19 protein-coding genes are annotated in these 19,648 nt (G+C 68.7%); 5 read left to right on the forward strand and 14 right to left on the reverse strand.

The window, feature by feature from the left end; genetic code table 11:
• Positions 1-30: 30 nt before the first annotated feature.
• Complete coding sequence (locus NMQ03_RS16750) at positions 31-1,305, forward strand: MFS transporter (RefSeq protein ID WP_255173118.1); 1,275 nt, start codon at positions 31-33, stop codon at positions 1,303-1,305.
• A 6-nt stretch (positions 1,306-1,311) separates the two neighbouring features.
• Here the strand turns inward: NMQ03_RS16750 and NMQ03_RS16755 are convergent, their stop codons facing one another.
• From NMQ03_RS16755 to NMQ03_RS16805, 11 genes are read right to left on the reverse strand one after another with little or no spacing between them, the layout of a single operon-like run.
• Positions 1,312-2,277, reverse strand: coding sequence for an alpha/beta fold hydrolase (locus tag NMQ03_RS16755; RefSeq protein ID WP_255173119.1), 966 nt, complete (start codon positions 2,275-2,277; stop codon positions 1,312-1,314).
• Positions 2,274-2,516 carry an acyl carrier protein gene (locus tag NMQ03_RS16760; protein WP_255173120.1) on the reverse strand — a complete coding sequence of 81 codons (243 nt, stop codon included), beginning with the start codon at positions 2,514-2,516 and terminating at the stop codon, positions 2,274-2,276. Before NMQ03_RS16760 ends, NMQ03_RS16755 begins: the two co-directional genes overlap by 4 nt.
• 37 nt (positions 2,517-2,553) lie before the next feature.
• Complete coding sequence (locus NMQ03_RS16765) at positions 2,554-3,984, reverse strand: dihydrolipoamide acetyltransferase family protein (RefSeq protein ID WP_255173121.1); 1,431 nt, start codon at positions 3,982-3,984, stop codon at positions 2,554-2,556.
• Entirely contained in the window at positions 3,977-4,957 is a 981-nt protein-coding gene (locus tag NMQ03_RS16770) for an alpha-ketoacid dehydrogenase subunit beta (RefSeq protein ID WP_255173122.1), read from the reverse strand. Before NMQ03_RS16770 ends, NMQ03_RS16765 begins: the two co-directional genes overlap by 8 nt.
• A complete protein-coding gene (gene pdhA / locus NMQ03_RS16775; RefSeq protein WP_255173123.1) occupies positions 4,954-6,015 on the reverse strand; it encodes a pyruvate dehydrogenase (acetyl-transferring) E1 component subunit alpha in 1,062 nt (353 codons plus the stop codon). The genes NMQ03_RS16770 and pdhA overlap by 4 nt, the downstream gene beginning before the upstream one ends.
• Positions 6,012-7,847: an acetate--CoA ligase gene (gene acsA, locus NMQ03_RS16780; RefSeq protein WP_255173124.1), complete on the reverse strand. Its 1,836-nt coding sequence runs from the start codon at positions 7,845-7,847 to the stop codon at positions 6,012-6,014. The genes pdhA and acsA overlap by 4 nt, the downstream gene beginning before the upstream one ends.
• A 38-nt stretch (positions 7,848-7,885) precedes the next feature.
• The gene (locus NMQ03_RS16785; RefSeq protein WP_255173125.1) at positions 7,886-8,863 is read right to left on the reverse strand and encodes an erythromycin esterase family protein; all 978 of its coding nucleotides are present in this window, start codon (positions 8,861-8,863) and stop codon (positions 7,886-7,888) included.
• 22 nt (positions 8,864-8,885) lie between these two features.
• Positions 8,886-9,233 carry an erythromycin esterase family protein gene (locus NMQ03_RS16790; protein WP_255173126.1) on the reverse strand — a complete coding sequence of 116 codons (348 nt, stop codon included), beginning with the start codon at positions 9,231-9,233 and terminating at the stop codon, positions 8,886-8,888.
• Positions 9,230-10,570, reverse strand: a complete 1,341-nt coding sequence (locus NMQ03_RS16795) for a phosphoribosyltransferase family protein (RefSeq protein ID WP_255173127.1) — start codon at positions 10,568-10,570, stop codon at positions 9,230-9,232. The genes NMQ03_RS16790 and NMQ03_RS16795 overlap by 4 nt, the downstream gene beginning before the upstream one ends.
• Before the next feature lie 5 nt (positions 10,571-10,575).
• Positions 10,576-10,923: a CU044_2847 family protein gene (locus NMQ03_RS16800; protein ID WP_255173128.1), complete on the reverse strand. Its 348-nt coding sequence runs from the start codon at positions 10,921-10,923 to the stop codon at positions 10,576-10,578.
• Positions 10,924-10,938: 15 nt separating this feature from the next.
• Positions 10,939-11,295, reverse strand: a complete 357-nt coding sequence (locus NMQ03_RS16805; RefSeq protein WP_255173129.1) for an SPW repeat protein — start codon at positions 11,293-11,295, stop codon at positions 10,939-10,941.
• Between the two features lie 252 nt (positions 11,296-11,547).
• Here NMQ03_RS16805 and NMQ03_RS16810 point away from each other — a divergent pair, with 252 nt between their 5' ends.
• Together NMQ03_RS16810 and NMQ03_RS16815 are read left to right on the forward strand one after the other, a co-directional pair.
• On the forward strand, positions 11,548-12,774 hold the full coding sequence (locus NMQ03_RS16810) for an alkaline phosphatase family protein (RefSeq protein WP_303693638.1): 1,227 nt from the start codon (positions 11,548-11,550) through the stop codon (positions 12,772-12,774).
• 1 nt (position 12,775) lies between these two features.
• Positions 12,776-14,503: an alkaline phosphatase family protein gene (locus tag NMQ03_RS16815; RefSeq protein ID WP_255173130.1), complete on the forward strand. Its 1,728-nt coding sequence runs from the start codon at positions 12,776-12,778 to the stop codon at positions 14,501-14,503.
• A gap of 30 nt (positions 14,504-14,533) precedes the next feature.
• Here NMQ03_RS16815 and NMQ03_RS16820 read toward each other — a convergent pair whose 3' ends face one another.
• The gene (locus NMQ03_RS16820; RefSeq protein WP_255173131.1) at positions 14,534-16,060 is read right to left on the reverse strand and encodes an FAD-binding oxidoreductase; all 1,527 of its coding nucleotides are present in this window, start codon (positions 16,058-16,060) and stop codon (positions 14,534-14,536) included.
• A gap of 151 nt (positions 16,061-16,211) precedes the next feature.
• Positions 16,212-17,231, reverse strand: coding sequence for a glutamate--cysteine ligase (locus NMQ03_RS16825; protein WP_255173132.1), 1,020 nt, complete (start codon positions 17,229-17,231; stop codon positions 16,212-16,214).
• A 434-nt stretch (positions 17,232-17,665) separates the two neighbouring features.
• Here NMQ03_RS16825 and NMQ03_RS16830 point away from each other — a divergent pair, with 434 nt between their 5' ends.
• Both NMQ03_RS16830 and NMQ03_RS16835 read left to right on the forward strand, forming a co-directional pair.
• Positions 17,666-17,923, forward strand: a complete 258-nt coding sequence (locus NMQ03_RS16830) for a hypothetical protein (RefSeq protein ID WP_224026932.1) — start codon at positions 17,666-17,668, stop codon at positions 17,921-17,923.
• Between the two features lie 41 nt (positions 17,924-17,964).
• A complete protein-coding gene (locus NMQ03_RS16835) occupies positions 17,965-18,159 on the forward strand; it encodes a hypothetical protein (RefSeq protein WP_255173133.1) in 195 nt (64 codons plus the stop codon).
• A 31-nt stretch (positions 18,160-18,190) separates the two neighbouring features.
• Here NMQ03_RS16835 and NMQ03_RS16840 read toward each other — a convergent pair whose 3' ends face one another.
• Complete coding sequence (locus NMQ03_RS16840; RefSeq protein ID WP_255173134.1) at positions 18,191-19,552, reverse strand: phenylacetate--CoA ligase family protein; 1,362 nt, start codon at positions 19,550-19,552, stop codon at positions 18,191-18,193.
• Positions 19,553-19,648: the final 96 nt, after the last annotated feature.

Genomic DNA, 19,648 nt, shown 5'->3' on the forward strand with positions numbered 1-19,648 from the left:
CCCTATCCACGGTCAGGAACGGAGCCACCAATGCCGGGCAGAACGCTTCCCCATGCCGCCGGTCCAGCCGGTCCCATGCTGGGCCTGCGGCAGAACCTGGCGCAGTTCATGCTGCTGGTTGCCGTCAATGCACTCGTGGGCGGCACCCTGGGCCAGGAACGCACCGTCCTGCCCCTGCTGGCCACCCGGGAATTCCACCTGGACCTGTACACCGGCGCGCTGACATACATCCTGGCCTTTGGCCTGTCCAAGGCCGCGATGAATTACTTCGCCGGCACACTCTCAGACCGGTATGGCCGGAAACCGGTCCTCGTTGCAGGATGGCTGGCCGCGGTTCCGGTCCCGCTCATGCTCATCTTCGGCCCGTCCTGGGGTTGGATCGTCGCTGCCAACGTGCTGCTGGGCGTCAGCCAGGGCCTCACCTGGTCCACCGCCGTCATCATGAAAATGGACCTGGTGGGCCCCAGGCAGCGGGGGCTGGCCATGGGCTTCAACGAGGCCGCGGGCTATCTGGGCGTGGCCGTTACCGCGCTGGCCACCGGCTACCTGGCAACGTCCTTCGGACTCCGGCCCGCCCCTTTCCTGCTCGGAGCCGCCTACATCGCCCTCGGCCTGGGACTGACGGTCCTCGCCGTCCGGGAAACCCACCAGCACGCCAAAACGGAGGCCACCCAGCACGCCGCCGCCTCCAGCAGTGCACATGCCGGCCTCACCACCGGCCAGGTATTCACCCTCACCAGTTTCAAGGACCACTCCCTCTCGGCAGCCAGCCAGGCGGGCCTGGTCAACAACCTCAACGACGGCCTTGCCTGGGGCCTCTTTCCCGTCCTGTTCGCCGGCGCCGGGCTGAGCCTTGGCCAGATCGGCATCCTGGCCGCCGCCTACCCCGCGGCCTGGGGTGCTGCCCAGCTGGTCACCGGTGCCGCCTCCGACCGCTGGGGCCGCAAATGGTTCATCACGGCCGGCATGCTGGTCCAGGCCGTGGCGCTGGGCGTCACCGCCACCGCCCACAGCTTCGGGCCCTGGCTCGCCGCCGCCGTCGTGCTGGGCCTCGGCACCGCCCTGGTTTACCCCACCCTGCTGGCCGCCATCGGCGACGTCGCTCACCCGGCCTGGCGGGCACGCTCCGTTGGCGTGTACCGGTTGTGGCGCGACGGCGGATTCGCCGTGGGTGCCCTCCTCTCCGGTGTCCTGGCCGACCTGTACGGCATCCCCGCCGCCGTTGCCGCCGTCGCGGTCCTCACCGCGGCTTCCGGTGCCGTAGTAGCGGTCCGGATGCGCGGCAACGACCACGCGGCGGGATAACGCACGTCAGCCGGCCGGGGCCACGAACTGCCGGATCTCCGCCGCCATCCGTGCGGACTGCGTCCAGTGCAGGTAGTGGCCGCCCTCAAGCGGCAGGACCCGGTGCCTCGTGACGTTCTTGAGAAGGTCCTCCGCGGCGGCGGCTTTCGTGGCTGCCCGGCCGTCCTTTTCGTCCGCGATGAACGCCAGGACGGGCAGGTCCGCGGGATAGGCCACTCCGCGGAGGGCTGCCGCGTTGTTGGCGATGCGGGCTGTTTCATCGGCCACCGCGGCATTGCCCGCGTTCCAGAGCATCATGGTGCGCATCCGCTTCAGCTCTTCGTCCGAATAGGCGTTGCCGTCCGGATCGAAGACGCCCGGGGCCACTGCGGCCACGTCCCGGATCAGCCCGGTGGCGGCCACCAGCTTGACCCAGTTGATCCCGGCCTGCGGTTCCTCCACCGGGTGGTCCCCCGGTTTGGGAATGGTGGCGTCGATGCCCACCACCGCTGAAACTTCCGGGCGGTACCGGTTGGCGTAGTCCAGCAGGTAGAACCCGGCGATGGAGTGGCCGGTCAGGATGTAGGGCTGCCGGACCTGGAGCTTTGACAGGACCTCGTGGAGTTCATTACTGATGTGCTCATTGGTGCGGGCGCTGGCCTCCATGTCGCTGTAGCCATAGCCGAACCCCTCCACCACGATCACGTCGAAGTCGGTGAGTTCGCGGATCAGCGGGGCGAAGTCCAGGCCGGGCGCGGCGGTTCCCAGTCCGCTGAGCAGGATGATCGGCTGACCCTGGTTCGCGTTGCCGTTCCGGACCACGTTCAGCGAGCCCCCGGTCACCGCGACCCGCTCTCCGTAAGCCGGGGTGGTGGCCTTCTCCTGCGCCTCCAGGGCCGCGTTGGCCACCGCCGAGGCCAGGACCAGCCCCAGGACAACCAGCGCCGCGATCCCCAGCCGGCGGAGCCAGCGCCGCTTCCGCCGCGGTGTCATCCGTGCCCGGCCACGTACGTGACCAGCCCGTCCACGGTGGCCACGGCCGGGTAGTCCGCCTCAGGGATGTCCACCCCCGTGGATTCCGCGATGACCTCCACCAGGCGGAGGAAGTCCAGCGAGTCCAGTTCCAGGTCCTGGCGCAGGCGGGCGCCGCCGTTTAGGTCGCCAGGCTCGACGTCGGGCGCTACTTTGCCCAGCGCTGCCCCCACTGCCTGGCGCGCGTCCTGTTCGTTCACGGCTCCTCCTCGCTCGTATTTTCTGCGGACCCGGGTTTCACAGTTCGCCGGGCTTTTGCAGCAGTTCGTCGATGCGGGCCAGGAAACGCCCGCCGCGCAGCCCGTCGCTCACCCGGTGGTCCGCGGACAGCGTGGCGATGGCCGCGTGCCGGATGCCAAGCATCCCGTTGTGCGCCCAGGGCTGCTCCAAAACCTTGCCGAAGCCCACCATGGCCACCTGTGGCGGGTAGATCACCCCGTACACGCTTTCAACGCCGAGATCGCCCAGATTGGTCACGGTGAGGGTGGGGTCGGCCATCTCCGCGCGCTGCAGCCGGCCCGCCCTGGCCCGGCCCACCAGGTCGCGCAGCTGGTCCATGAGCTCATCGAGCGTCAGGGTGTCGGCGTCGTGCAGGGCCGGGGCCACCAGGCCGCCGTGCCGCAATGCCACCGCCACGCCCAGATGCACCGCGGCGCTGGGCTGGAAGGCGCCCTTGGTGAAGAACCCGTTCATGTCCGGTACCTCCTTGGCCGCGAGCGCGGTGGCCTTCAGCAGCAGGGCGGATGGCACCAGCCGGGACGAGACCGGCCGCTGCTGGTTGGCGCCCTGCATCCACGCCATCGCCGCCGCCAGGTCCAGGGTGGTGGACAGGTAGTAGTGCGGGATCTCCTTCTTGGACCGGGACATCAGCGAGCCGATTGCCTGCCGCAGGGTTTCCGCCTTGCTGCCGGTGTCCTTCCTGCCGCGCCGTGGCGCTTCCTCCGCGGCTTTGTGCGGCGGTTCGGCAACTGGAGCTTCCGACGGCGGTGCTTCCGCCGGTTCCTCCGCCGCACGTTCGCTGGGTGCCCGCTTGCTGGGCGCTTCTTCCTTGGGCGCCCGTTCCCGGGGAGGCACTGCGGCAAGCACGTCTTCCTCCGTCACGGCACCACCGGGACCGGTGCCCGCGATGGCCTGCAGGTCGACGCCCAGCTCCGCGGCCAGCCGGCGGGCCAGCGGCGAGGACCGCACCCGGTGGGCTGCGCTTTCCACCGGCACGTCGCTCTCCGCGGCCGGAGCAGCCCTGGCGGAGGTGCCGGACGCAGCGGCGGCGCGTTCGACGTCGGCCCGGGTCACTTCGCCGCCGGGACCGCTCCCGCTGATGCGTCCGACGTCGACCCCCAGGGTGTGCGCCAGGTGCCGCACCGGTGGCGGGGCCTTGGTGCCCGGCTCCGGTTCCGGTGGCGGGATTCTCGCCGGCGGCGGGATTTCGGCCGGGGTGGCGGTGATCCTGGCGATGGGGGTGCCCACGTCCACGGTGTCGCCAATGTCCACCAGGAACTCGGCCACCACGCCTTCCTGGAACGACTCGATGTCCATGACGGTCTTGTCGGTGTCCACGGCCGCCACGAGGTCGCCCTTGTGGACGTAGTCCCCGGGTTTGACCAGCCACTCCACCACCTTGCCGTGCTCCATGTCCGCGCCCAGGGACGGCATCCGGAACTCATCCACCGGCGCCCACGGCCCTTCGTGCGGCGGCCATGACCCGCTCCACCGACGGCAGCGCCGCCTGCTCCAGGTGCTTGGCGTAGGGGACGGGGACCTCCAGGCTGCACACCCGCTCCACGGGGGCGTCCAGGTCGAAGAAGGCCTGTTCACAGATCCGGGCCGCGATCTCGGCAGAGATGCTGCCGCTGCGCCAGCCCTCGTCCACCACCACGGCCCGGTGCGTCCTGGCCACGCTGTCCATGATGGTGTGGGCGTCCAGCGGCCGCAGGGTGCGCAGGTCGATGACGTCGGCGTCGATGCCCTCCCCGTCCAGTTGCTCCGCGGCCTCCAGCACCAGGGGCAGGGTGCCGCCGTAGGTGATGAGCGTAATGGCGTCCCCTTCGCGCAGGAGCGTTGCCTTGTCGATGTCCACGGCGCCGGCATCGTCGTCGAGCTCCCCCGCGACGTTGTACAGCGAGCCGTGTTCGAAGATCAGCACCGGGTCCGGGTCCTGCAGCGCGGTCCACAGCATCCCGCGGGCGTCCGCCAGCGTGGCCGGGGCCAGGATGCGCAGCCCCGGGATGTGCGCGTACCAGCCTTCCAGGCTGTGTGAGTGCTGCGCCCCCAGCTGGCGGCCGGCGCCGGTGGTCATCCGGATGACGATGGGCACGTTGAACTGGCCACCTGACATGTGCAGGAGCGTGGCGGCGTTGTTGATGATCTGGTCCAGCGCCAGCAGGCTGAAGTTGACGGTCATGATTTCGACGACGGGCCGCATCCCGCCCAGCGCCGCGCCGATCCCCGCGCCCACGAACCCGGATTCGGAGAGGGGCGTGTCGCGGATCCGGTCAGGCCCGAATTCCTCCAGCAGGCCCAGGCTCACGGCGAAGCTGCCGCCGTACCGGCCCACGTCCTCACCCATGAGGAACACCCGCTCGTCGCGCTTCATGGCATCGCGGAGGGCCGCGCGCATGGCTTCCCGGTACGTGGTTTTCATCCTGCAGCCCCGCCTTTCCCTGCTGTCGTGCCCCGTTCCTCCGGACCCCCGCCGCCTGCGCTGGCGTCGTCCGGCCGGTCGCTGTAGACGAACCGGCTGAGCTCGGACACCGGCTCCGGCGTCCCGTTTTCGGCAAATCCGACGGCGGTGCTGATCTCAGCGTCCACGTCCGCCTGCAGCGCGGCCCAGTCCTTCTCGGGCAGCTGGCCCGCCGCCTGCATGGCGGCCCGCAACAGGCTGATGGGGTCCCGTTCCATCCACCGGGTCACCTCGGATTTCTCCCGGTACAGCTCGGGATCGAACATGGAGTGGGCGCGGAACCGGTACGTGCGCAGCTCCAGGAAGTGCGGGCCGCCGCCGGACCGCACGGCGTCCACGGCGCGCCGGGCGGCCTCCTCAACGGCGAGCACGTCCATGCCGTCCACCGCCCACGCCGAGATCTCGTAGCCGTCCGCCTTGAGCGCGATGTCCGTCTGGGATTCGGAGCGGCCCAGCGCGGTGCCCATGGCGTAGAGGTTGTTTTCGCAGCAGAACAGCACCGGCAGCTGCCACAGCGCGGCCAGGTTCATGCTTTCGTGGAACTCGCCTTCGGCCACAGCGCCTTCGCCGAAGAAGCAGACGGTCACCCGTTGACGCCCAGCCATCCGGTCCGCGAGGGCCAGCCCGACGGCGAGTGGCAGCCCGCTTACCACGATGGCGTTTCCGCCGTAGAAGCGGGTGGCGGCGTCAAAGAGGTGCATGGAGCCGCCCCGACCCCGGCAGCAGCCCTCCGCGTGGCCGTACATTTCGGCGAGGATGGCCCCGGCGGAGACGCCGCGCAGCAAGGCGTGCCCGTGTTCGCGGTAGGTGGCCACCACGGCGTCCTCCGGCTCCAGGGCTTCCATCACCCCTGCCGCCACGGCCTCCTCGCCGATGTAGACGTGCAGGAAGCCGCGGATCTTGGCGGCACTGTAGAGCTCGATGCATTTCTCCTCGAGCCTGCGCACCCGCAGCATTTGCCGCAGCAGGTGCACTGCGTGCTCCGCGTCCGGGATGCCCTGGCTCCTCAGCGTGGTCATGGCTGGTCCTTCAGCGGCACGGCAGGCCCGGCCGGGGACTCAAGCGTTGAGGTATCGCCCTCCGGCAGCCCCAGCTCGCGGGACTTCAGGAGCCGGCGCAGGATCTTGCCGCTGCGCGTCTTGGGCAGGGTGGTGGTGAAGTCCAGCAGCCTCGGGGCAACGGCGGCGCCCAGCCGTTTCCGCGCGAAGCCGATGATGTCCAGCTGGAGCTCCTCCGTGGGCTCGTTGCCGGGTTTGAGTTCCACGAAGGCCTTGACCACCTCACCGGCCACGGGGTCCGGGACGCCGATCACGCCGGCCTCGGCCACGGCCGGGTGCTCCATGAGGCAGCTTTCCACCTCAAAGGGGCCGATCAGGTGGCCGGATGACTTGATCACGTCGTCGCCGCGGCCCACGAACCAGAAGTAGCCGTCGCCGTCGCGCTTTGCCAGGTCGCCGGTGAGGTACCAGCCGCCGGCGAAACACCGCCGGTAGCGCTCCTCCTCATTGAGGTAGCCGCGGAACATGGACGGCCACCCGGGGCGCAGCGCCAGCTCGCCCATGGTGTCCGGCCCGGTGACCAGGACTGCCTGGCCGTCTTTGACGATGGGTTTGCCGTCGGCGTCGCGCGCCACCAGGGCCGCCTCGATGCCGGGCAGCGGCCGGCCCATGGAGCCGGGCCGAATGTCCATGGCCGGGTAGTTGGCGATCATGATCCCCCCGGTTTCGGTCTGCCACCAGTTGTCGTGCACGGGCAGGCCCAGGACGTCCTGGCCCCACACCACGGCCTCCGGGTTCAGCGGCTCCCCCACGCTGGCGATGAAGCGCAGCGCGGACAGGTCATGGCCCGCAGCGCGGCCGGCGCCGGCCTTCATAAGCATCCGCAGCGCCGTGGGCGCGGTGTACCAGACGGTGACGTGCTGCTCCGCGAGGATCCGGTACCAGCGGTCGGCGTCCAGTTCCTCCTCGTCCACGATGGCGGTGACCCCGTGCACCAGCGGGGCGATGATGCCGTAGGACGTGCCGGTCACCCAGCCCGGATCGGCGGTGCACCAGTAGATGTCGTCCGGGTGCAGGTCCAGCGCGAAGCGGCCGGTGGCGTAATGCGCGGCGACGGCGTCGTGGACATGGATGGCGCCCTTGGGCGTGCCGGTGGTGCCGCTGGTGAAGTGCAGCAGGGCCATGTCCTCGGGCTGGGTGTCAGCGATCTCCCCGATGGGATCAGCCTGGGCCAGGAGTGCGGCCAGGTCCAGGGTTTCCGGTTCGGGACTGCCGTCGGCGTCCACCAGCAGGACGTGGCGGAGGCCGGGCAGGGCGTCCCGGACCGGCGCCACCTTCCTGCGGTACAGCGCCCTGGTGGTCAGCAGTAGCCGGCCCGTTCCGAGGTGCAGCCGCTGCCGCACCGGCTCGGGGCCGAAGGCGGAGAAGAGCGGGCAGAAGACGCTGCCGTTCTTGAAGGTGCCCAGCACGGCGGTGTACAGCGCGGGGCTGCGGCCCAGGAGCGAAAAGACCCGTTCGCCGCGCCCCACCCCCAGGCTCTGCAGCACGGCCGCGAACCTGCCGGACCCGTCCGCAAGGCCGCCGTAGGTCAGGGAGCGGGTGCCGCCGTCGGCCATCACGAACCTCAGCGCCTCCTTGCCGCCGCGCCCTTCCGCCACGTGCCGGTCCACGGCCTCGTAGGCGATGTTCAGGCCCCGGCCTCCGGGCAGCCCGGCCAGCGCCTGCCGTGCCTGGTCCCAGCTGAAGTCCCGCCGGGCGGCATCGTAATCCAGCAGGTTGGGCTGGACCGGGAAGGCGCCCACATCCTTGGTGATGGCAGGCCAGCGCGTGGAACCCTCAACTCCGGCGGTCATGGTGCTCCTCTGGTCCATCATGTTCCTTTGATTGGGGGCTAGAACCCCGTGGGCTCGGTCTCAAACTCGGGTTCGCCGGGCTGGTATTCATGGTGCAGCGGCCGCAGCGCCTCGGTCCGCGGATGCCAGAACAGGGCGTCGTAGCGGTCCCCCATCCGGGTGGGCACGTAGTTGCCCCTCTCCCGGGGCGGGTTGTACACCACCCCGATGGCCCGGTGTCCGCGCCAGGACTTGAGCCACGGGCCCGTCCGGTCCGCCCCGAACACCAGCACGGAGGGGTCCCCCAGCGCCTCGTTGAGGAGGTCCTCATGGCTGCCGTGCACCGCCGCCGGAACCTTCATGACCCATTCCGGGGAGCCCCATGATTCGGCCGCCGTGACGGACCCGGCGAAGGACGCGAACCCAGCCAGCACCACTTCGCCGGGATGGCGCTGGCGGACCAACTGCCCGATGTTGACCATCCCGTCGTGGGCCATGTCCGTGGCACGGGCATCGCCCACATGCGTGTTGTGGGCCCACACCAGCCCCTTGGAGCCGGGCCCGTGGTGGCGGGAGATGCGGTCGATGGTGTCGCTCATGTGGTGATCACGGATGTTCCAGGACTGCTGGTCACCGCGGACCATGGTCCGGTAGTAGCGTTCGGCGTTGGTGGCCACAATGGCGTTCTGCACGGCATCAAAAGCCGCCGGATCGTCCTGCATCCGGCCCAGCGCCTGCCGCCGGACGGCCGCGAGCAAGGCCACCACGTCCGCTTCGCAGGACTGCGGGACCAGGCGGCTGCTCAGCGCATACCGCTGCGGATCCTCGCGGAACGGGATAAAGCAGTGCCAGGCATGCAGTGCCGCCGGGAGGGCCTCACTGGCGTTGGCCTCCAGCCAGGCGAAGATTTCCCGCAGCGAGTCCCACAGTGAGTAGACGTCCAGGCCGTAGAAGCCCGTCCGCTGGTGCTCCGGAAGGCGCAGGTTCCATGCGCGCAGCCAGGTGAGGAATTCCGCCACCTCGTGGTTGGCCCACATCCACGTGGGCCACCGCTCAAAGCTACCAGCAGCCGCGGGCGTCCATGTCCTGCCCGGCCTCGCCCCGGACCCAGCGGTTGATGCGCCAGCAGTCGGGCCAGTCGCCCTCCACGCCGATCCAGGTGAAGCCGTACTCCTCGATCAGGCGGCGGCTGAGCAGCGCCCGCCAATGGTAGTACTCCTGGGTGCCGTGGGATGCCTCGCCCAGGCACACGAAGCGGGCCGGTGCGGCGAGGCGGACCAGCGGTTCGAGGTCGTCGGCCGTGGCCAGGGGGTGGGCCAGGCTGCGGATCTGGGCGGCTTCCGCGGCACGTTCCGCCCCCCGTTCCTCCCAGCGGCCGGTGCCGGTGTTGCTTACCGAAGTGTTCATTCCCTGGCCTCCGGCGCGTGCCGCCCCACCGGGGAGGGCAGGAGGTAGTGCCGGAACCAGTCCGCGGCAAGGGTGGCCGCCATGGCAAGGGTGCCGGGTTCCTCGAAGAGGTGCGTGGCTCCCGGGACGATCTCCAGCCGGGTGGGCGCCTGCATGCGCGCCATGGCCTGCCGGTTAAGGGCCAGCACCTGGGTGTCGGCACCACCAACAATCAGGAGGGTGGGGGCTTTTACGGCAGCGAGGCGGGGACCGGCCAGGTCCGGCCTGCCGCCGCGGGAGACGACGGCGGCAACCTGGGCGCCGGGTTCGGCCGCCGCCCACAGTGCAGCGGCCGCGCCGGTGCTGGCCCCGAAGTAGCCGATCCGCCCGGCGGAGCCATCGTGCCGCGCCTCCAGCCAGTGGGTGGCGGAGGAAAGGCGGCGGGCCAGCAGGCCGATATCGAACACGTTGGCCCGGTTGACCTCCTCCTCGGGCGTGAGCAGGTCAAGGAGCAGCGTGCCCAGGCCGGCACCGTGCAGCACCGAGGCGACAAAGCGGTTGCGGGGGCTGTGCCTGCTGCTGCCGCTGCCATGGGCAAAGAGGACCGTGCCGTCGCACCGCGCCGGCAGGTAGAGGCTGCCGCGCAGGACCGCCTTTCCATCGGGAATTTCGACGTCGTCCTCCAGGCTGCCGTCTCCCCGGTACCCGTCGTTGTGGTGCGCCGGGGCGGCAGCGGCGTCCAGCAGCTGCACCACCTCGCTGTCCTCGGTGGGTGAGAAGTCCCGGTAGTAGTAGCCCACGGCCTGGAAGTCCTGGGGCGAAAGGAGGCAGACGACGTCGTCCGGTTCCTTGAGCTCCACAATGGCGCGGGCGGGGGCAACGGGAACGGCAAGGATGACCCTGGCAGCGCCGAGATGGCGGGCCACCTGGCAGGCCGCGCGGGCGGTGGATCCGGTGGCAATGCCGTCGTCGACAATGACCACCGTGCGCCCGGTCAGGTCGATCCGCCGGCGCCCCTGCCGGAACCTGGCCACCCTGCTTTCCAGCAAGGCGCGTTCCTGCCGCTCCACCTGCTGCAGGTCTTCCTGGGAGACCCGGGCCATCGAGATGGTGCGCGGGTCAAGGACGCGGACGTTGCCCTCCCCGATCGCCCCCATGGCCACCTCGGGCTGGAACGGAACCCCCAGTTTCCGCACCACGATCACGTCCAGCGGCGCTTCGAGGGCTTTGGCTACCTCGAACGCCACGGGGACGCCGCCCCGTGGCAGGCCCAGCACCACGACATCCTGGCCGCGCAGGCCGGCCAACCGCTTGCCCAGCCGCCGCCCGGCGTCGGACCTGTCATGAAACGAAGCCATCGCCGTCACCCGTTGTGTGTGATGTCTTCCCCGGGCAGCGCTGCCACCGCGGGGTTCCAGGTCATCCGGAGGACGAAGTGGGCATCGGAACTGCTCTTGGCAATCACCGCCCCTGCGTCCCCCGCAAGCTTCACGCCGAACTCGATCTGGATCTGTTCGGGGGTAAGTTCCGCCATGGCCTCCAGTGCTGCGCGGGCAGCGGGGCGGACGCTGGCAAGTGCATCTTCCAGGCGCCTGCCCGTGTCCAGGATCCCCTGTTCGTTGCGCGCGGGATGATCCACGCCGTAGCTGTTGTCCGCAGCCTCAACGAGCACGGTTCCGGATCCCACTTCGTAGCGCAGCACTTCGGTCATGGCGGATTCCTCCTGCTAATGCGAGACGCGGTAGGTGTGGCGGAGGTCGGTGCTGGGCTTAATGGCCACTGCTGTTACCACCAGTGCCACCGCCCCTGCGATCCATGACGTCCAGGCTGCGCCCGTTGCGCCCGTGTATGTCCCAAGCCATGGCGAGAGGACCAGTCCTGCGGCGAGGATGGCCTGCACGTATTCCATGGCCGGAGTTCCCGGCATGGCCAGGTTGATGATGCCGCTGACCACCAGGAGCCCGCCGAAGACGAGCATCAGGGTGGTGGACATGTTTTGCTGCCGCGTGAACAGGACCGCCACCGCGGTGAAGAGTCCGGCGGCGACCGCTACATAGTCCTGCCACCGATACCACTTTTTCACTGAACTTTCCTTTCTGATGTGGGCAGGACGCGTTGTGCGTTTCCAGCCCGCGGGCCTCAGCTTCCCGCGATTTAAGTCAACGCCTGCCGGTCATCCCCTTGTAGGGCAGAAAGACCTAGGGCGGCCCCGCACCTGCCGTCACCCCGATTCCCTGCCAACTCACAGCAATTGCCCCTGCAAAACGCGGTTACGGTGTGCAAGAGTGGCGGCAGCGCTGGGGCGCAGGTGAAGAACAGACCGCGGAGGCCGCCCGTGAACCGAAGATCAGTCCGTCCCTCCGCTGCCATGCGGCTTCCTTCCCCCGCGCTGGCGCCCGTGCTGGCGCTGCTCCTGACCGCGCTGGTGGCGTGCCAGGCGCCGACGCCCGCACCGGCGCCGCAGACTGCCACACCGTCCGGCGATGCCACCCCGTCATCCAGCGCGCCGGCAACACCCACGGCAGGCGCAAAACCCACGGCAGGCACAAGCTCCACGGCGAAGCCGGGGGACGCGGGAAAACCGGCCGGAACACCGCAGCACATCTTCGTGATCAACCTGGAGAACAAGGGGTACAGCAGTGTTTGGGGTGACAATTCCCCCGCTCCGTACCTCTCCGGAACCCTCCGGAAGAAGGGCGTGCTGCTGAAGAACTACTACGGGATCGCCCACAACTCGCTGCCCAACTACCTGGCCCAAGTCTCCGGCCAGCGGCCCAACGACAGCACGGAACTGGACTGCCACACGTACACCGAGTTCAACGCCACGGGCACTGATCCGGACGGAACGCTGCAGGGCGATGGCTGCGTTTACCCGGAGGACACCCAAACCGTGGCCGGGCAGCTGGCGGCGCAGGGCAAGACGTGGAAGGGCTACATGGAGGATATGCAGCAGCCGTGCGAGCATCCGGTCCTGGGTGAGGCGGACAACCACATCAGGGCCACGCCGGAGGAGCAGTACTCCACGCACCACAACCCCTTCATGTACTTCCGCTCCATCACGTCGTCCCCGGACTGCGCCCGTAACGTGGTCAACTTCTCCGTGCTCAAGAACGACCTGAAATCCGTGGACACCACCCCCAACCTGGCCTACATCACGCCCAACCTGTGCCACGACGGGCATGACGGCACGTGCGCCGACGGCTCTGACGGCGGCCTGGGGACAGCGGACGACTGGCTCAAGAAGCAGGTGCCGGCCATCCTGTCGTCACCGGCGTACAAGCAGGACGGCATGCTGGTGATCACCTTCGACGAGGCCGAGGGCGACACAACCGGCCCCTCCGAGGGCGACCCTGGAGTCCCGGCCGGGGGGACGGCCGGAGGAAGGGTGGGTGCCCTGGTTCTTTCCCCGTTCGCGGTTGCCGGCACTTCCTCGGACCGGCCCTACAACCACTACAGCCTGCTGGCCACCATCGAGGACCTCTTCCACCTCCCGCGCCTGGGGCTGGCCGGTGATCCCGGCGTTAGGACGTTCGGGGACGACGTCTACCGGAAGGAATCCTAAGGTGGCGCTTTCAGGAAGGGGACGACGCCGGGCCGTGCTGGCAGGTGCCGCGGCGGCGGCTTTGGTGATCCTCGCCGTCGTCCTTTCCCTGGCGTTACGCGGCGGCCCACCTGCCGCAGACCCGCCGGCGTCGAACGCGCCCGCAACAGCCGCGCCCGCTGCCGCCGACCCTGCCACGGCGGCCGCCGCCGGCCCCGCAGCAGCTGCCGCCAACCCCAACGGGATCGGCAAGATCAAGCACGTGGTGATCATCACCCAGGAAAACAGATCCTTCGACAGCTACTTCGGGACGTACCCCGGGGCCGACGGGATTCCCATGAAGGACGGCAAGCCCACGGTGTGCGTTCCGGACCCTGCCGAGGGTGGCTGCGTCAGGCCCTTCTACAACTCGGCGGACAGCAACGCCGGCGGCCCGCACAGCCATGCCGACGCCACCGCTGACATCAACGGCGGGGCCATGGACGGGTTTGTGGCGCAGGCGGAGAAAGGGCTGTCAGGCTGCGGCGCCACTAGCACCAAATGCCAGTACAGCACCACCATGCCCACCGATGTAATGGGCTACCACGACGGGCGGGACCTGCCCAACTACTGGGCCTATGCGCAGAACTTCACCCTCCAGGACCATCTGTTCGCCTCCGCCGCCTCTTGGAGCCTGCCGGCGCACCTGTACCTGGTCTCGGAATGGTCGGCCAAATGCACCAAGGCCGGGGACCCGTCGTCGTGCGTGAACGCCCTGCAGGACCCGGACCCCGAACCGGAGCCGCAGATCATCAAGGACACGCTGATCGGCAAGTGCCAGGCCGGGATGGACCTGGACCCCTGCCGGGAGGCGCTGGAAGCTGCGGGCATCGACCCGGGCCTCGCCGCCCAGATTGACCAGCTCATCGGCACCAGCTGCAAGCCCACCGATTCGTACGCCATCTGCCAGGCGGCGGTGGATGCCGCCTCCGTGTCCGACGACCTGAAGAAGAAGCTCACCGAGGCCGCCAAGAAACTGGAACTGCCGGACTACGCCTGGACCGACCTGACGTTCCTGCTGCACAAGCACAAAATCCCGTGGGCCTACTACGTGTTCAACGGCACCGAACCGGACTGCCGCAATGACGCCGCCACCTGCGATCCGGTGAAGCAGGACGCCAAGACCCCCGGACTGTGGAATCCGCTGCTGTACTTCGACACGGTCAAGGAGGACGGCGAGCAGGGCAACATCAAGCCGCTGAGCGGTTTCTATGACGCCGCCAAAAACGGGACCCTGCCGGCGGTCACCTGGGTGGCGCCGACGGACAAAGTCAGCGAACACGCGCCCGCGAAGATCAGCACCGGGCAGGCCTACGTGGCCGGGCTCATCAACGCCGTGATGAGCGGGCCGGACTGGGACAGCACCGCCATTTTCCTCAGCTGGGACGACTGGGGCGGATTCTATGACCACGAAAACCCGCCGGTGGTGGACAACAACGGCTACGGGCTGCGCGTCCCGGGCCTGGTGATCAGCCCCTACGCGAAGAAGGGGTTCATCGACCACCAGGTCCTCAGCCACGACGCCTACTTCAAGTTCATCGAGGACGATTTCCTGGGCGGCGAGCGCATCGACCCCGCCACTGACGGCAGGCCGGACGCCCGCCCTGATGTCCGCGAGAACAACCCGCAGCTGGGCGACCTGGCACAGTCCTTCGACTTCACCCAGGCACCGCTGCCGCCGCTCATCCTGCCCAACGCCACCACCTACTGACCGCCGGGCCCGCCGCCCGGACGCGTCCGGTCAGGTAGCAGCCCCCTCTGCAGGATTTGCCGTGCGCGGCGCAGTGTCGGATTGCGGCGCCACGTCAGGTTGCCTCGTTTCGTCCGGCACTGCTTCAGCCAGGAGCACGGCCGGAGGCTCTGCCGGAACGGCAGCGGCCGCTGTGCCGGCGGGGGCGGGCTTGATGTTCTGGTTGACATGGAAGAAGTTGTCGGGGTCGTACTTTGCCTTGAGGTCTGCAAGCCGCGCGTAGTTCGACCCGAGGGTGTCCTCGATCCTGGCCTGGTCATCTGCGTCCTGGAAGTTAAGGTAGCCACCGGGCTCCGAGAATTCGTGGAGCGCGGTCCAGTACTCCCGGACCCACGCGATGTTCCTGTCGTTCTCGGACGGATCGGGCCACTGCGCCGCGATAACAGGCGCAAAGTCCACGTTACGGTAAGCGAAGGCGGTGGCCTCGGGAGCTACGCGCCCCACGGCGCCGTCGATCGGATAGAAGTGGTTGGCGGAGTGGACGCTGGGAATGCCCGGAGCGTATGCGACGGCGGTGCGGAGCGCATCATCGCTGAGGGTGCGGAGGAAATCGGCCTTCCAGTAGCCCTGCAGCCCGGGGATGCCGCTCAGGCCGTCGAACATGATGTTCAGTGCCGGGTACGGCATCGGGGCAAAGAAGCTGCCCAGCACCTGCCCGGCGTCAAGCATTGCCTGCCAGTGCGCGGGGCCGGCGTCAAGGTCACCGGTCCACATTCCCGCGATCACGGCCACGGGCTTCCCATGCCATTCCTCGGGAAGGAACGGAACCGGAGGACCTTGGTGGAATCCCAGGAAAGCCCCCATTTCTTCGGGTTCGGCAGCAATCCACTCGCGGTAGGCCGCACCAACTTCGGCTCCGGTCGCGGCATCGAAGAACATGATCCCCACATGGACCATGTCCACGGGGTGCACGCGGAATTCCATCGACGTGACCACTCCGAAGTTGCCGCTGCCCCCGCGGAGCGCCCAGAACAGGTCGACGTTTTCGGCTTCGCTGGCAGTGACAAAGGTCCCGTCAGCGAGGACGACATCGGCAGCAACGAGGTTGTCGCAGGACAACCCGTACTTGCGGGACAGGTACCCGATACCGCCGCCGAGGGTCAGGCCGGCGACGCCGGTTGAGCCGATGATGCCCCCTGTGCTTGCCAGCCCGAATGCATGCGTGGCGTGGTTGTAGTCTGCCCATGTTGCGCCGGGCTCCACCCGGGCCAGCCTTGCCGCAGGGTCCACGCGCACTCCCCGGCGGGCCGAGAAGTCAAGGACCAGGCCGCCGTCGACCGTTCCAAATCCTGGCGCGCTGTGCCCGCCGCCGCGCACGGCAACTTCAATCCCCAGGCCCCGGGCGAAGCGTACGGCCGCCAGGACGTCCGCGACCTGCGACACCCGGAGGACCGCTGCGGGACGACGGTCGATCATCCCGTTGTACACAAGGCGCGCGGCCTCGTACTCGGCGTCGCCTTCTTCGATAACCTGCCCGCGGACCTGTTCGCGGAGCACGTCGAAACGATCGCTACCCATCACAACTCCATTTTTTGCGTCGGAGACCAAGGGCAGCCGGTTCCATCCGAGGCCCAGCGGGCGCCGGCATGATGATTCTTTCGGTATACGCCCGGGCCTGAAGAGGGTCAAGAGCGCTCCGGCTCACCCGGCTGCGGAGACGGCCGGGGCGCTATGGGGTGGCGAGCGTGCAGTCCGCCGCGTCCTCCACCACCCGCTCCAGGTCCCCGGTGCGGTGCAGCACCTCCATCTGCCGCACGGCGCCGGTGCCGTCGGCCAGCAGCCTGTCCACCAGCTCCTCCACCCGCTTCAGGTCACCCATGTCCTCCAGCGCGCCCCGGACGTGGTGCAGCAGTGAATTCACGACGGCGAGCGCGGGCGCGGGGCGGTGCGTTTGGGGATCCAGCAGCTCACCCCGCAGGCCCCACCGGCTTGCCTTCCAGCCCGCCAGCCTGAGCAGCGCCGACGGGACGGAGACGGGGTCGATCCCCTCCCGCCATTCCCTGGCAGCGGTTTCCACCAGTCCCCGGGCGATTCCCGCCAGCAGCACCGTGTTTTCCGGCCGCAGGCATACGTCTGCCACACGGATCTCCACCGTGGGATAGTGCCGGGAGAGCCGGGCATCGAAGTAGACCATGCCCTCGTCCATGGCCACGCCGGTGCTCACCATGTCATGCACCAGTTGGTGGTAGGAGTCCGGGGTGCCAAGGATTTCCAGCGGCCCGGCGGACGGCCAGCGGTTCCAGACCTGGGAGCGGTAGCTGGCGTAGCCGCTGTCCTGGCCGTGCCAGAACGGGGAATTGGCGCTCAGCGCAACGAGCACCGGCAGCCAGTTCCGCATCCGGTCCAGCACGGCCACGGCCTCCTCCGGCGACTCCACCGAGACGTGGATGTGGCAGCCGCAGGTGAGCTGTTCCCTGGCGGTCAGCCCGTACTCCTCCATCATGGCCCGGAACCTGCGCAGCTGCACCGGATGGGGATCGGCAGGAAGCGGGGAGGTTCCCAGCGCGGCCACCCTGACGCCCACGTCCTCGGCCGCCTGGTGGGCAATGGCGCGACCGGCCACGATGTCCTGCTCGAGTTTTGCCAAGGTGGCGTGCGGCGGGCTGACCACCTCGATCATTTCCTGCTGGAACTCGGCCGTCAGGACTGGGCCCGGACGCGGCCTCCAGCGGACGGACGTAAAGGTCAAGGAGGGCGCCTGCCATCGGGACTGCTTCCCCGGTTCCGGGGTCCACCAGGAGCAACTCCTCTTCGATGCCGAACGTCCGCCTGCCTGCGCCCGCGCCGCCGGTGCCGTCATTGCCGTAGGTGTCCATCGTCGTCGTCCCCTATCCCCTGCACCGTTGCAAGTTCCTTCCAGAAGCACCCCAGCGTGACCGCACGGTCCACCTGGACGTCCATGCCCTTCACACGCCGTCGGAAGAAGATAATAATAAGCACCCTTATCAATGGGTGGGAAGGGGTGCCGCCCGGCGCCTCCGCTGTACTTCAGTCCTACCCGCAGGTAAATTTGGACTGTGACGGGCGCCATACCCGTCCTCCCGGGCCCTTCTGCAAAGGCCCAGCGGGAGCAGCTGCTGTAGCCCAACGGCAGCGCCTTATGCAAGAGCGAAAGAGCCAAGCATGTCGGCCTCGCATTTCCAGCAATTCCTTGATGAAGCAACCACGCCCGATCCCTCCGGTGATTCCCCCCTTGGCCCCGATTGCCTTTACGGCCTTTATGTCAGCTGGGCGGCGCTGCACGGCCTGAGCCCCAAGCCGGACCAGGCCTTCCGCGCCGGGATGCTGCGCTGCGGCGTGGACGTCCGGAACTCCCGGCTCAGGATGACCGGCCCTGCGGCGGCCGACTACATCCTCAGCAGCTACCCGGCCGTCGCGTGATGGGCGGGTACTCCGGAATCCGGCGCAAGGACGTGTGTGACGTGCTGGTCCACGACGGTCACTACGTCCACTGTGGGCAGGTGATGACGGCCAGCGGAGCCGAAATGCGCAGCATCCACGGCACCTACGGACAGGTCCCGGGAGTCCTGGGGGTCTACCTGGCCACCAGGGTGCTGCGCTGCGCCTGCGGCTTCCAGATCGAGATCCCGGACCAGGAAAGCCCCGTCCCGGACTGATGGCCTCCCCGACTGGCCGGCCTTGGCCGGGTCAGGGTGATCTCCGCAGTGCCCGGACAAAGGGCGCTTTGCCCAGGGGTGTGCGTTCGAGCTGGTCCACCGCCTGCACGTCCACGGAAAGGCCGGCCACGCCTGCTGCCTCCAGTGCTGCCGCCACGTCCGTGCGCACTCCCTCAAGGGAGGCACCGGGGACCAGGCCTGTGACCAGGACGCGCAGTCCGTAGGCTTCCTGGAGCACCTGCCATCCAGAGGCTGCCACGTCGTCGAGCACCAGGTGGAAGACGTTGGGGTGGATACTGACGATGCCTTTCCTGCCCGCGAGCTGGAGGACGTCCTCGAGGCGTCCTTCAACGTCCTCGAGCAGCTGGAAGGACCGGCCGCAGGGGCAGCCGCGCCCGTCCAGCCTGATGGTGTCCGACATTTCGTAGCGGATCAGCGGCAACGTGCGGGAGAACAGCACGGTCACCAGCAGCTTCGCCCCGGTGGTTCCCGGCGGAACCAGGTTGCCTGCGGGGTCCACCGGTTCCACGATGACCAGGTCCTCGTACACATGCCGGTTCCGGTAGGCGCAGGGGGAAGCGATCCCGGCTGTTTCAGTGGCGGCATAGACGTCGAACGGTGTGGTTCCCCAGGCCGCCTGCATCTCGGCCGCAGCCTGGGCGGTAAGCACTTCGGAAGCAGACGTGATGCCTTGGGGTGCAATATGCAGCCGCCCCTCCCGCTGCTCGGCCGCCAGCGGCCCCAAGGCTGAGGCGTATCCCACCAGCACCCTGGGCTGGAACCGGTTGAGCGCTGCCACCGTCTCCTCCATGGGTGCTGTGACGTCCAGGCGGAGCGTGGGGACCAGCCGGGACCGGACAGAGGCACCCACGACGGCGGACTGGTGGCTGGGCGCCCGGGAGCTCAACAGCGCCGTCTTCAGTGGGCGGCGCGGGTTGGGTGCGATTCCGGCCCAATCGTTGGCCCGGGCGTAGGATGCCAGGACCGAGGCCCACTCGGAGCGGTTCCAGGCAAATATCCCCCGCCCGCCAGTGGTCCCGGCCGTCGCGGCAACCCACCATCGCCCCCTGAACGGCCGGCCGGGATCACCACCGATTGCCGTGAGGGCACGCAGGTGGTCTTCAAGAGCGGCGCGGCTCAGGTCCGGCGTGGTTATCGCTTCATCAAAGTGCTCCATAAGGTCCGCTTTGGTGACGGACGGCAATTCCTGCAACGGTGCGTCGTGCAGACCGGCGTGCCGGTGCCGGTAGAACTCCGAGCCGGCATAGGTTGCCGCGCGCAGCCGGTGCAGCGCCTGTTCCTGGTGGGCGGCGATCCGGGCTGGATCCCACCCGTCCCTGCGGCGCCATGCCGCCCGAAGGGACAGCACCTGCGAGAGGAGACGGACGTTCATGGCAGGCTGCCGCATCGAAGCACGGCCGGCCCGGCGTTGCATTCGCCCTCGTCTAACTCCCCGTGGCCCGTGTCGTCGTCCCAATACATCATGGCC

This window comes from Arthrobacter sp. DNA4, assembly GCF_024362385.1.
GTDB lineage: Bacteria > Actinomycetota > Actinomycetes > Actinomycetales > Micrococcaceae > Arthrobacter.